This is a genomic window from Cognataquiflexum nitidum, assembly GCF_022538055.1.
Taxonomy (GTDB): Bacteria; Bacteroidota; Bacteroidia; order Cytophagales; family Cyclobacteriaceae; genus Cognataquiflexum; species Cognataquiflexum nitidum.
The window spans coordinates 46123-59085 of sequence record NZ_JAKZAM010000006.1 but is presented as its reverse complement, the minus strand read 5'-3'; the positions used below and the strand labels follow the sequence as shown (position 1 = coordinate 59085).

Genomic DNA, 12963 nt, shown 5'->3' with positions numbered 1-12963 from the left:
TGAGTTTAGGTTGTGATTGAAGGCTACCAAATATGGGATTTAACTATCAAGTGTTTGGATATATTTTTTTACCTTGACGGAACGTAAAAATACGACAACAAGCAAAATCACCCAGATAATTTGATTGAAACCGATTTGGAACACAGTCCTTTTGTTCCATCCCAAATCAGGAATAAAAGCGATGAAAATCCAAACAAGAAGTGACAGATGCCCGACGATCCCGGCCAAAATTAAATACTGCCAACTGATCGGATAAAAGGCACTCATAAAAATCAGAAATCCCAAGATCATCCCGAAAATCCCGAAGACGTTGGTATTGGACTCAGCAAGGTAATCAGGATTCATAGACAGCCATTTCAAAAAGTCTTCTCCAAAATATCGGAAGAAAGCCGACCAAGCAAAGGTGTACATCCCTGTAAGCAATAACAGGCCGCGCAGGGGCATTGGAAAACTTGGTGTAATGCTGTTTTTGTCCATAATCTAAATTGGCTATATTCCTCGAAAATAACATTTACTTATCCCAATAGGTTTTTAGCAAACGTAAATCTACATGAAGAGAACCATAAATAGGAAACAGATTGGATTAATTGTTGGAGGAATACTTCTTTTGTCTGCTGGGTTTGTAGGCGGCAAAATGATGGCGGACATCAATCCGGAAAATATTGCCAATGCCGAAATCTTGATCGGACTGGAATTTTCTCCCGCCGAGAGGGACAGTATGAACCGCAACCTGACCAATTATAGGACAAGCTACGAGACCATGCGCAAGCAACCCATCACAAATTCAGTTGCTCCGGCCATTGGTTTCAATCCCCTGCCACATGGTTTTGTACCAAACCAGATTCAGGAAAAAAGTGATTGGGGAATACCTGCACCTGTCAATTTACCCAAAAAAGAATCCGACATCGCCTTTCTTTCTGTTGCTGAACTTTCTTCTTTGATCAAAAGCAAAAAGCTGAGCTCGGAAATATTGACCAGAATCTACCTCGACAGGATCAAAACTTATTCGGATACACTTCAGTGCCTCATCACCTTGATGGAAACTGAGGCCATGCAAAAAGCCAAAGCCATGGATGCAGAGCTTGCAAAAGGAATCTACCGCGGTCCGCTGCATGGTATTCCCTATGGTATCAAGGATTTGTTGGCTGTGAAAGGCACCAAGACCACTTGGGGCGCCATGCCTTACAAAGATCAGACGATCGATGAGACGGCCACAGTAGTAGAAAAACTCAATGAAGCAGGCGCAGTCTTGGTGGGTAAATTTACCTTGGGCGCATTGGCCATGGGAGATGTATGGTACGGAGGTGTGACTAAAAATCCCTGGAATATGAAGCAAGGTTCTAGCGGTTCATCGGCAGGATCGGCCTCTGCTGTGAGTGCGGGATTAGTGCCTTTTGCCATTGGAACAGAAACACTAGGAAGCATTGTCTCGCCTTCCACAAGAAACGGAGTGACAGGACTGAGACCTACATTTGGAAGGGTGAGCCGACACGGTGCCATGGCGCTGAGTTGGAGTATGGACAAGATCGGGCCAATTTCCAGGTCAGCTTTGGACAACGGTATCGTGCTCTCTGTCATTAATGGATTTGACCCCAAAGACAAAAGCACCATCGCTGCTGCATTCCAATACAACACCAAAAAATCGATCAAAGACCTTAAGATCGGTTATTTTGCTCCTTTCTTCGAAGGTGACAGGCCAAATATAGACAAAGACCAAAAAGTATTGGAAGACCTGAGGGCGATGGGATTGGAACTCCATCCTGTCGAACTCAAAACTTCTGTAGACCCGAGCAGTATGCTGATTTCACTCTATGTAGAAGGCGCCGCAGCTTTTGATGACTTGACGAGATTGAATCTCGATGACCAACTGGTCGCCCAACACCGCAATGCCTGGCCAAATCTCTTCCGTGCAGCGAGGTTTATCCCAGCGGTCGAATACATTCAGGCCAACAGGTACCGAACCATTTTGATCGAAGAGATGCACGTCTTGTTTCAGGAATATGATGTGATCGTGACTCCTTCATTTGCTGGAAACCAACTTCAGATCACCAACCTGACTGGACATCCTGCTCTTTGCATGCCAAACGGTTTTGCTGAAAACGGAAGCCCAACCTCCATTACTTTTCTCGCCAATCTTTTTGACGAAGAGAAGCTGGTCATGCTGGGCAAAGCTTATCAGGAAAAAACTGAATGGCAGAAAAAGAGACCTCCCTTTTTTGACAAATAAAAATCCATCCTATCCTCATGGAAAGAAATACATATGATGTGGCAGTGATCGGCCTTGGCGCATTGGGCTCATCGACCCTTTGGCAACTGAGCAAGTCTGGAAAAAGGATTCTTGGTATCGACCAATTCTCCCCTCCACATACCATGGGTTCTTCCCATGGGGAAACCAGGATTACCCGACTTGCGGTCGGCGAAGGAATGGATTTTGTACCCATTGTCAAGAGATCCCACGAAATCTGGCGGGAGTTGGAATCCCAAACCGGGACTACCATCATGACGACCACAGGCGGTTTGCTTTTTGACTCTGGAATACAAAGTTGGGCGAAGCATGGTTCGGAAGGGTTTTTCGAAAGGACAGTGAAATTCGCCGATGAAGGAAATATTCCCTATGAGGTTTTTGATGCCCAAGAACTCCGAAAGCGGTTTTCAGAATTCAATCTGGAAGAAAGTGGCAAAGTCTATTTCGAGCCGAGTGCAGGATTTCTCCGACCGGAGTTGGCGATTTCGACCCAACTCCAACTTGCAGGACAAAACGGCGCCGTGATCAAAACCCATACAAAAGTATTGGGGATCTCGCCTGTGTCGGGTGGAGGTGTGCAGATCCAAACCAACCAAGGGACATTCGAGGCGGGTCAGGCTGTGATCAGCGCCGGTCCTTGGGTCAAGGATTTCCTGCCTTCCTTTGTCAAAACCCAATTCAAAATCTGCAGACAGATCTTGCATTGGATTCCCAAAAAAGGAAAAGCATTTGAACTGGGAAAAACCCCCATATTCATGTGGGGCTATGATTCGGGTCCGGAAGATTTTATCTATGGTTTTCCTTCTTTGGATGGCGCTACGATCAAAGTCGCCTCGGAATCATTTGTAGAAAGAAACCATCCCGACACGATTTTGAGGGATGTTTCAGCAGCCGAATGTGAAGATTTTATCCAAAATAAAATTGCCAACCGGTTTTACCACATCGAAAAAAAGGTGGTCCAATCCAAAGTCTGCATCTATACCGTCACCTCCGATTCGTATTTTGTAGTGGATGAATTGCCTGATTTCCCCGAGGTTTTGGTGGCTTCTGCCTGCAGCGGTCATGGGTTCAAACACTCCGCCGGACTCGGAGAAGGCATTGCTGATAAAATCCTCGGGAAGAAGCCAAGGATTGATTTGGGGGTTTTTGGTTTCCGGGATTATTAGCTTAGGAGCATATATTTGTATGCTAATCCGGCCTTATCCATCATTTCATTTGTAAACAGATATTTATTGATATTGGATATTGATTGATATTGTTTTGGTCACAAGCCCCTTTATTTGCTTTAAGCGCCATGGTTGTCCTAGTTTATTTTGATTGTTCTTCATCTCGCATTCTTCTTTATCCAGTTATCCAAAGTAGGAATAACCGAATACTTTATCCCTTTGTATTGCTCCGGAGGTGTGGTGTCCAAGGCTTTTCGGACTTCGAGGATCGCAGGATAAAAATCCATACCCTGTCCCGCAAGTTGGCCATCAACTACACGGAGTAACCTTTCAATCCCAAAATGGTCAAACGCCCATTCCTGAAGGTTGTCCGCATTGGGAATGATAGCCCTGATATCTGTAGCTGTAGCCATCTGCAGGATACTGAGGCGGACCGGCTCGATAAATAACCTTGGATGGTCCACATTATTTCCATCCAAAAAATCATAGGCATAATGGTAATTGTATTCAGATACCAGAATCCCGATCAATTCACTTTCCCAATGAGGCCTTGATTTGATTTTGGCCACTGCTGCCTCCCTGACTTCCGCATCATGGTACTTTCCGGTGAGCGGTAAAATCCCGAGGATACTTTGGGTAGAATCCAAACCCTCAATTTCACTCATGTAAGTTTCATGTTGTTCTTTGTCTTGCGTCAGGATTTGGGAAATCATTTCTTTTTGCTGCTTACTCTGGTAGACAAGCCAATCCATCAACAGGCCGATCGTAAAGACAAGACTGAACATAAATCCTATGGGGAAAAAGATCCTGACCGGTGTAAAACTTGGCTCTTTTCCCAAAAAATGCACCAGAAACGAGGGAATAAAAATCAACAAAGGAAACCAAATCAGGGAATTCATGTTGGCTAGCCAAGGGGAAAAACTCACTGCCTCGGTGATATTGTCCCATTTTAGCGCGGCTGAAAAAAACACAGCAAATACAAATGCGGCGCAGAGTATTACCGCCAAAAAATTTTTCCAAAATGGATCCGTAGTCAACATACCAAAGACCCCAAGTTTGGACAGGTAGAAAAACAATCCAATGCTCCCCAAGAAAATTCCCAAACCGGATAAAGCCAACCCCAATCCATATCCCATGGCATGGTCGCCTACCATATTCGGCTTTGGATAATTCAAATACAACAGGCATAGGTAGAATACCAAGGTCAAAACAAATGAAAATTTACCCATACTATTTTGGGTTGAAGTTATTTTTGAGAAGAAATAAAATTACCGACAAAAAATCGGCTCAACATCAAGTGTGTAATCTCAGATGAGGGATTTCATAATTACCTGAAAATGACACCAATCATATTTTGGTAAAATTTTAATCACCGCACATTAGGCTATTTTTCGTCCAGAAATGAATAATTTAGGGTTGTGAAAATCAGGTAAAATTTAATCAAAAAATATAAAATTCTGAATAAAGAAAGAAATAGGCTTTTTGGAATGGATGCCTGTGTTTTTACAGCAAAAAAACTTACAATTAACTTTTAAACCCAAATTTTAACTTTAAAAAACAATCTGCTAAAATCAAGAAACTATGCTGACACAAATCAAAACTGAATTAAAGGACTGGGTGGATTCCATGATAAGCCACTTCGGACCTGATAATGTCCATTGGTGTGATGGTTCTGAACAGGAGTATGATACACTTTGCCAAAAAATGGTCGATAAAGGGACCTTCATCAAACTCAATCCTGAGAAGAGACCCAATAGTTTTGCTTGTTTTTCGGATCCAAGCGATGTGGCAAGGGTTGAAGACAAGACTTTTATCTGTAGCAGAAGAAAAGAAGATGCCGGACCGACCAATAACTGGATGAATCCCTCGGAAATGAAGGAGATTTTGAATGGTCTTACTGCAGGAAGTATGAAAGGCAGGACGATGTATGTTATTCCTTTTTGTATGGGACCCGTGGGTTCGCACCTTTCTAGATACGGTGTTCAGATTACGGATAGCGAATACGTAGTCGTCAACATGAGAATCATGACAAGGATGGGAGCTCCGATCTTAAAATACATCGATGAAGACTTTGTAAAGTGTATTCATACCCTTGGGGCGCCTTTGGAGCCCGGAAAGAAAGATGTCAAGTGGCCCTGCAATCCTGCTGTCAAATACATTTCCCATTTCCCTGAAGAGAGGCTGATCATTTCTTATGGCAGCGGCTATGGCGGAAATGCCCTTTTGGGTAAGAAATGTTTTGCACTTAGAATTGCCTCCACCATGGGAAGGGAAGAAGGATGGCTCGCCGAGCACATGCTGATCCTAGGAGTTGAAAGTCCTCAAAAGGAAAAAAGCTATATCGCAGCAGCGTTTCCAAGCGCTTGCGGCAAGACCAACTTTGCGATGATGATCCCTCCAAAAGAAATGGAAGGATGGCGCATAACTACCATCGGAGATGACATTGCATGGGTTCACAAAGGAGAAAATGGAAGGCTTCACGCCATCAATCCCGAAGCAGGATACTTTGGCGTGGCTCCGGGCACCAACTACAAGACCAACCCCAATGCCATGGAAAGCATCAGGGCAAACACGATTTTTACAAATGTCGCTGTTACCGCTGACGGAGATGTATGGTGGGAAGGCATGACAAAGGAAGTGCCCGAAGGTCTCACTGATTGGCACGGCAAACCCTATGACAAAGCAAGCGGAAAACCTGCAGCGCATCCCAATTCAAGGTTTACTGCTCCTGCAAACCAAAATCCTGCAATAGATCCGGAGTGGAATAATGCTGAGGGAGTACCCATCACAGCATTCGTTTTTGGAGGAAGAAGGAGCACTACAGTGCCTTTGGTATACCAGGCTTTCAACTGGAATTTTGGTGTCTATATGGCTGCGACAATGGGTTCAGAGACTACTGCGGCAGCTTTTGGCGAAGTAGGAAAGGTCAGAAGAGATCCATTTGCGATGCTGCCATTTATGGGCTACCACATGGGAGACTATTTCAACCACTGGCTACAGTTTGGCAGGGACCTGCAAAACGCCCCAAGGATCTTTGGTGTCAACTGGTTTAGAAAAGACGAGGAAGGCAACTTTATCTGGCCGGGATTCGGTGACAACATGCGTGTCCTTAAATGGATCATTGGTCGCTGCAAAGGAAGGATTTCAGCTGTCGAATGTCCGATTGGCTGGAGACCTAGGTACAAGGACATGGACTGGGAAGGCATGCATGATTTCAGCAAAGAGGATTTTGACAAGATCATGATGATTGAGCCTGAACCTTGGAAAACCGAATTGCTGGGTCACAGTGAGCTCTTTGAAAAAGCCTATGACAAAGTCCCGAAAGAGTTTTTCTTTATGAGGGAATTGTTGCTGTCGGCACTTTGGAGATCACCTGAGAAAGTAGACCTTGCGTCTGAGAGAGGAGATCATTAAGCCAATGAAAATTTTTAATGTATAAAAATTGATATTCATTGATATTGGATATTTATAGATATTTATCCCTCAATTGATGTAAAAATTGGTTTTTGAACCAACTGGAAACAAAGGGAATATCAAGATCCTTTTAAATTGAAAAATCCCTGTGAGAGCGATCTTATAGGGATTTTTTATTTCTCCCGCTTGGACCCTGCTATCCCTTCAGGGCTACCTAAAATCCAGACACTCCTATGGATGGGCTGCACCCATCCCTTTGGTATCCCGCCCTTTCAGGGCTTTTACCAAGAAAAAACAAAAACGCTGAGATTTCTTTGCCCGTGAGCTCCTGTGATAAGATATGTCTGAAGGGATAAACTTCTCCCTTTGCGTCCCATTGCGAAACCTTCTTTTCCGCGGTAAGAAATATACCTCGCGCAGAGACTGGGAGAAAATTAAGAATTAAAAAATGCTGAATGAATAATGGTTTGAGATGCACTATCATCGGCGCGAGAAATGATCCTGAAGGGATCAAATAAAAATAACCCCGAGTAAGGAACGCAACTCGGGGACAAAGACAAAAAAGACGATTCCGGTTTTTGGCCGAAACCATGCAAATTGTGAATTGAGGTTTCCGACAAAAACAGGGATGTTCAAAATCCTTTGCACCCCATTGCGAAACCTTCTTTTCCTATGCGGAAAAAAATAAACCTCACGCAGAGACTGGGAGAAAATTAAGAATTAAATGCTGAATGAATAATGGTTTGAGAGGCACTATCATCGGCGCGAGAAATGATCCTGAAGGGATCAAATAAAAATAACCCCGAGTAAGGAACGCAACTCGGGGACAAAGACAAAAAAGACGATTCCGGTTTTTGGCCGAAACCATGCAAATTGTGAATTGAGGTTTCCGCCAAAAACAGGGATGTTCAAAATCCTTTGCACCCCATTGCGAAACCTTCTTTTCCTATGCGGAAAAAAATACCTCACGGCAAAATGTGGGATATACATAACATGTTGTTTAATATCCGCAATGCTTACCGCTTCAAAGATGGTCACCTTTAAGATTGTAATAATTCTTTCATCTTTTAAACCATAACAAAATGGAAAACTTGAAAAGTTGTATTGACGCTTGCTTGGCCTGTATGGTGTCCTGCGAAAAGTGTGTCACCGATTGCATCAAAGAAAGCAACCTGAATTGTATTTCATTATGCCGGGACTGTGCTGACATATGCGCAATATGTGCAAGGTTTGATGCAAGGGGATCTGCTTACGGGTCGGGACTCCACGCCTTGTGTGCAGAAATCTGCAGGGCCTGTGCTGCAGAATGTGAAAAACATGCCGCACATCATGCCACTTGTAAAGAGTGTGCAGAGGCCTGCAAAAAATGTGCGGAGATCTGTGAACAAATGGATTCTGCAAAAGCCTGATCCCAATCAAGCCAGGAAAGGGAGGATTACCTATGCTGTCCTTCCTTGGCTTGATTACTTCGAAATACGGCAATTACCCATATTTCTCAAGGCAATTTTTTGAGCTAACAATCCAACAAATGCCAACCCTAGTCTAACACTTTGTGCTGGGGAGACACATCTTCATCAAAGCCTTCCTCTAGGTCTACTGCCATTTTTGATTCCTCTATTTCGGATTTTGGAATGGAAGTATGCTCTCGGAAATGCTTTCGACACAGGTAGGGAAGAGATCCTTATCCGATTAAATTAAAGACAAACCAATATGGCCATTCAAACAACCAATCCTTTTACAAATAAGACATTAAAGTCATTCAAAGAAATGACGGAGACGGCAGTGGAAGGTAAAGTAGCCAAAGCACAGGAAGCTTACACCAACTGGAAAGAAACCGGTTACCGGCACCGGGCTGATTTACTGCATAAAGTTGCAACATTGATGCGCGTCAAAAAATCAGAACTCGCCCGAACCATCACCCTAGAAATGGGCAAACTCCTAGCGCAGGCGGAGGGTGAAATCGACCTGAGTGCGGATATTTTTGATTATTACGCGAATCATGGAGAAGCTTTTTTGGAAGATAAAATTCTCGATCCTGAATATGGAACGGCCATAGTACACAGCAGTCCTATTGGGGTTTTGTTAGGCGTGATGCCTTGGAATTTTCCATTCTATCAGGTAGCCCGCTTTGTCGCTCCCAATATCATGGTCGGTAATTCCATTTTGCTCAAGCACGCCTCCATCGTGCCACAATGTGCCGCTGCCCTGGAAGAACTTTTTGCAGAAGCAGAAGCGCCTGAGGGACTGTACACCAATCTCTTTATTTCAGGCAAGCGTGCATCTGCACTTGTTTCCGACAAAAGAATCAAGGGAGTTTCCCTGACGGGAAGTGAAGAGGCAGGCGCAAGTATTGCCATGGAAGCCGGGAAATATCTGAAAAAGGTGGTCTTGGAGCTTGGCGGAAACGATGTCTTTATTATCCTGGAAGATGCCGATATGGATAAAACCGTCGAATGGGCAGTTGTCGGCAGGATGAATAACAACGGTCAATGTTGTGTTGCCTCCAAGCGTTTCATCGCAGTGGAAGCAATTGCAGACACATTTCTCCAAAAATTCAAGGACGCGCTCTCAAAAATGAAAGTAGGTGACCCAATGGATCCCGACACAGAATTGGGCCCTTTGAGCAGTGAAGAAGGAGCAGTTCAGGTAGCTGATCAGGTAAAACGCTCTGTTGAACAAGGCGCTACAATCTTATTGGGAGGAAAACGCGCAGACCGTGAAGGTGCCTTTATGGAACCAACGATTCTCACCGACCTGAAACCGGGCATTGTGGCCTATCATGAAGAATTATTTGGCCCGGTGGCTTCCTTCTATGTGGTGAAAGACGAAAAGGCAGCCATAGCCCTTGCCAACGATTCTGATTTTGGTTTGGGGGCATCCGTTTTTACCCAAGACATCAAGCGTGGTAAAAGGATTGCCGATCAGATCGATGTCGGAATGGTATTTATCAACCATCCTACCTGGACGCAGGCTGACCTTCCTTTTGGCGGAACCAAGCGTTCGGGATTTGGCCGTGAACTCTCCGAGCTGGGAATCCATGAATTTGTCAATAAGAAGCTTATCCGTGTAAGTGAGCTCAACGATCCTTTTTAACACATAAAAGAATAGATATGCACTTCCGGGCCAGTAATGGAATTATCTACTTCACGCGTGACGGAAGACCGAAGTCGGAAGACCGATGTACCGGACATGTCAGTCTCCATCATTGAATTACTTTGAATTAAAGTTTTCACTGGCATCATTGCTAACATAAATACAACATATGTAAACGCTACTTTGCCTGTAGCCAAACAAATAATGATTGGGGAACGATTAGCGGTTCCGTGGACAGTGGACTGTCGTCCGTGGACAAGTATCCAAATTCGATAAAGTCACCTCAAGCCCAAAGTGCAACATTGCGAATACTCATAAAAAACTAAACACTAAAACTATGAAAACACTACAAAAATTTGTTGGGCTTATTGCCCTCACCGCGCTGTTTGCTTCATGTCAGTCTCCGAAGCAGGTTCTTTCTGAATCAGATTCCAGGATGGAGATTATGAACAACATAGCCAGCGACCATGATATGTCAAAAGAAATGATGCAGGCCATCATGTCCGGTGACCATGGCAAAATGCTGATGCATGAAAGAATGAATATCATGATGGAAGACAAAAGTATGATGAAGAAAATGATGAAAGAAAATCCTGAAATGTCAAAACGCATGATGTCAGTAATGATGGAAACCGCCAAAGAAGACACCACCATGATGTCAGACATGTGCAAGTCCATGATGAAAAACAAGGAAATGATGGAAATGATGAAAAAGATGAAAGAAAAGGAATCCAATCAATAAAACTGACAAATCTCCGGCAGCAATCAGGATCTAAATATTAGATAATATATGTACGCAATTATGGCAGTAGATCTGATATCCATATAAATTCTTGCCTGCGGACTGAAATACCCGGTACATCCCTGCCCGACGGCAGGCGGGGGTCTTCCGACTTGCGTCTTCCGTCTTCCGTCCCCAATGAAAAAGAAAATAGGGTTACCGGCAAAGAAGAGTCTATCCACATAATAATAAACACAAAAACATATTGATTTTAATTAAAGCAATTTGACATGAAAAAATTAGAGAACAAGGTTGCCATCATTACCGGTGGTGCAGGCAGTATCGGCATGACCACAGCCAAGCTATTTTTAGAAGAAGGCGCAAAAGTCCTGTTGGTAGATTTGGAGGAAGAGCCTCTCAAAAAGGCCATGACTGATTTGGGAGGAAAAGCCGTGCAGTATTGTGTGGCGGATGTGAGCAAATCTGCGGATGTCCAAAGGTACGTGGACACAGCAGTAAAAGCCTTTGGGAAAATCGATGTCTTTTTTAACAATGCAGGAATTGAGGGAACGGTCAAACCGATCGTGGACTACCCGGAAGAAATGTTTGACAAAGTCATTGCCGTCAACGTGCGGGGTGTATGGTTGGGAAATAAATACGTCTTGCCCCATATGAATGACGGCGGCAGCATCATCATCACCTCCTCTGTGGCAGGATTGCTTGGCAGTCCCAATGTCAGTGCCTACATCATCAGCAAGCATGCCGGCGTAGGCATCATGCGGGCGACTTCGGTGGAGGCTGCCCCTAGAAAAATCCGTGTCAACAGTGTGCATCCTTCCCCGGTCGACAACCGCATGATGCGCTCGCTCGAAGAAGGATTTTCTCCGGGTCAGGGTGATGCGGTCAAGAAGCAACTCGAGCTGACCATCCCACTTGGCCGGTATGCCAAGCCCATCGAGATTGCCAAACTCGTCTTGTTTTTGGCAAGCGATGACAGTCAGTTTATCACAGGTACGACACAGGTGATCGATGGCGGTATCAATGTTCAGTAGAATAAAAATCTATCAGTACTCTTTTTATATTTCTTAAGAGTCTTTTTTATTACACCTGAATAGATTTTGAATTTTGTGTGTCCGCTTTATTGCACATAGCCAAACAAATTAGATTTGTAGAACAGTTAACTGTTCGGTGTACAGTAGACCCGTCGTCCGTGGACAAGTACCCGCATCAAGGAAAGTCTCATCAAGCACAACATGCAAAATTGCGGATACCCATATTCTTTTTCAATTCAGGTGAATTCAATTTTAATACATAAAAAGTCTTTTTTTTAGAGCGGGCATTCATTTTTGCTACATAGGTCCTTTTTCAAAGTTACTGATGGATCACTTTTTCACTTCTGAATAAATTATTAGGCCTCAAATCAAAAAATTCGTCTGATGGGCGGATTGGATTTGTAACTAAAAGGGAGTAAGTTTAGGTAATTGAAAAGTGTCACCTACACTTTTTGATAATCCATCTTTTTTTCAGCCCAAGGATTAATGACAAATGAAATTTGACCCAATAACCAAAGATGTTTTTACAGATCAGGGAGAATTTATCAAGCAATTGTATTGCCCTTATAAAATGAATTGGGCGGCACTAGAAGGAACCGACTCCAATAGAAGGAAATGTTCAAATTGTGACCATTTTATCATCAATACAGAACACCTTGGGGATTCAGAACTCCTAAAGATGGTCAAACAAAATCCTGAGGTTTGTTTAAAAATCGATTTAAATCAAGACAATGTAAAACTTACCTCAAATGGCTCATTCGGACAGAAATAAAACTACACCAAAACTTCGGATCATTGAAACTGTAAGGGATGAAAAAAGCATCAATCAGGCTGTGAAAAATGGATTTAAACCATTGATAAAAAAAGTGATCCCGTCTGAGGATATAAGCACAAAGTATAAAGTCGTTCAATACAAAGAAACAGGGGAAATTGAAGTGTTGGGAGATTATCGCGGCGATATGGTTATGGAGGATACCAGAGAATTTGACACTGTCATTGACTGGACATGGTATTATCCCTACAGTTTCAAATCACCCTTTGCGGCTTATCTGATTCCTAAAGACATCCAAGTTGGAGAAAGGGTTTTTATCAAAGACTTGATTGAAGATTATGTCGGATCTACTTGGAACCAAGGAGATACTTTTCGCCTTGAAAGTGCCGAAGCCATTTGGAATGGTTCAGATTTAGAAATCCAATTTGATCCAAAAAAGGATCGATCGGATTTTATTGGGTAGTGCGTTATGAGGGTAAGCTTTGCAAGGTCAGTATTCA

Annotated in this window: 11 protein-coding genes; 9 read left to right on the top strand and 2 right to left on the bottom strand. The window is 43.5% G+C overall.

All coding sequences use genetic code 11. The annotated features are described in order from the left end of the window. Positions 1-39: 39 nt before the first annotated feature. Positions 40-477 (bottom strand): hypothetical protein, encoded by a 438-nt coding sequence (locus tag MMU07_RS05555; protein WP_241124849.1) that lies wholly within the window; start codon positions 475-477, stop codon positions 40-42. Positions 478-550: 73 nt separating this feature from the next. On the opposite strand from MMU07_RS05555, the gene MMU07_RS05550 reads away from it, so the two are divergent. Next, a complete protein-coding gene (locus MMU07_RS05550; protein WP_241124848.1) occupies positions 551-2227 on the top strand; it encodes an amidase in 1677 nt (558 codons plus the stop codon). 17 nt (positions 2228-2244) lie between these two features. After that, positions 2245-3411, top strand: coding sequence for an N-methyl-L-tryptophan oxidase (solA, locus tag MMU07_RS05545; protein WP_241124847.1), 1167 nt, complete (start codon positions 2245-2247; stop codon positions 3409-3411). A 158-nt stretch (positions 3412-3569) separates the two neighbouring features. Here solA and MMU07_RS05540 read toward each other — a convergent pair whose 3' ends face one another. Beyond that, positions 3570-4640, bottom strand: a complete 1071-nt coding sequence (locus tag MMU07_RS05540) for a hypothetical protein (RefSeq protein WP_241124846.1) — start codon at positions 4638-4640, stop codon at positions 3570-3572. Between the two features lie 352 nt (positions 4641-4992). Here MMU07_RS05540 and MMU07_RS05535 point away from each other — a divergent pair, with 352 nt between their 5' ends. From MMU07_RS05535 to MMU07_RS05505, 7 genes are all read left to right on the top strand, one after another. After that, on the top strand, positions 4993-6825 hold the full coding sequence (locus tag MMU07_RS05535) for a phosphoenolpyruvate carboxykinase (GTP) (RefSeq protein WP_241124845.1): 1833 nt from the start codon (positions 4993-4995) through the stop codon (positions 6823-6825). A 1082-nt stretch (positions 6826-7907) separates the two neighbouring features. After that, on the top strand, positions 7908-8234 hold the full coding sequence (locus tag MMU07_RS05530; protein WP_241124844.1) for a four-helix bundle copper-binding protein: 327 nt from the start codon (positions 7908-7910) through the stop codon (positions 8232-8234). Positions 8235-8535: 301 nt separating this feature from the next. Continuing rightward, on the top strand, positions 8536-9918 hold the full coding sequence (locus MMU07_RS05525) for an NAD-dependent succinate-semialdehyde dehydrogenase (protein WP_241124843.1): 1383 nt from the start codon (positions 8536-8538) through the stop codon (positions 9916-9918). Between the two features lie 337 nt (positions 9919-10255). Then, positions 10256-10660, top strand: coding sequence for a hypothetical protein (locus tag MMU07_RS05520; protein WP_241124842.1), 405 nt, complete (start codon positions 10256-10258; stop codon positions 10658-10660). Between the two features lie 269 nt (positions 10661-10929). Next, positions 10930-11691: an SDR family NAD(P)-dependent oxidoreductase gene (locus MMU07_RS05515; RefSeq protein ID WP_241124841.1), complete on the top strand. Its 762-nt coding sequence runs from the start codon at positions 10930-10932 to the stop codon at positions 11689-11691. Between the two features lie 493 nt (positions 11692-12184). Next, entirely contained in the window at positions 12185-12463 is a 279-nt protein-coding gene (locus MMU07_RS05510) for a hypothetical protein (RefSeq protein ID WP_241124840.1), read from the top strand. Beyond that, a complete protein-coding gene (locus tag MMU07_RS05505) occupies positions 12441-12926 on the top strand; it encodes a hypothetical protein (RefSeq protein ID WP_241124839.1) in 486 nt (161 codons plus the stop codon). Before MMU07_RS05510 ends, MMU07_RS05505 begins: the two co-directional genes overlap by 23 nt. The last annotated feature ends 37 nt before the right edge of the window (positions 12927-12963 follow it).

Excerpts from the sequence above, each read along its gene's own strand:
- MMU07_RS05555 (WP_241124849.1), bottom strand. The coding sequence starts at position 477 with ATGGACAAAAACAGCATTACACCAAGTTTTCCAATGCCCCTGCGCGGC.
- MMU07_RS05550 (WP_241124848.1), top strand. The coding sequence starts at position 551 with ATGAAGAGAACCATAAATAGGAAACAGATTGGATTAATTGTTGGAGGA.
- solA (WP_241124847.1), top strand. The coding sequence starts at position 2,245 with ATGGAAAGAAATACATATGATGTGGCAGTGATCGGCCTTGGCGCATTG.
- MMU07_RS05540 (WP_241124846.1), bottom strand. The coding sequence starts at position 4,640 with ATGGGTAAATTTTCATTTGTTTTGACCTTGGTATTCTACCTATGCCTG.
- MMU07_RS05535 (WP_241124845.1), top strand. The coding sequence starts at position 4,993 with ATGCTGACACAAATCAAAACTGAATTAAAGGACTGGGTGGATTCCATG.
- MMU07_RS05530 (WP_241124844.1), top strand. The coding sequence starts at position 7,908 with ATGGAAAACTTGAAAAGTTGTATTGACGCTTGCTTGGCCTGTATGGTG.
- MMU07_RS05525 (WP_241124843.1), top strand. The coding sequence starts at position 8,536 with ATGGCCATTCAAACAACCAATCCTTTTACAAATAAGACATTAAAGTCA.
- MMU07_RS05520 (WP_241124842.1), top strand. The coding sequence starts at position 10,256 with ATGAAAACACTACAAAAATTTGTTGGGCTTATTGCCCTCACCGCGCTG.
- MMU07_RS05515 (WP_241124841.1), top strand. The coding sequence starts at position 10,930 with ATGAAAAAATTAGAGAACAAGGTTGCCATCATTACCGGTGGTGCAGGC.
- MMU07_RS05510 (WP_241124840.1), top strand. The coding sequence starts at position 12,185 with ATGAAATTTGACCCAATAACCAAAGATGTTTTTACAGATCAGGGAGAA.
- MMU07_RS05505 (WP_241124839.1), top strand. The coding sequence starts at position 12,441 with ATGGCTCATTCGGACAGAAATAAAACTACACCAAAACTTCGGATCATT.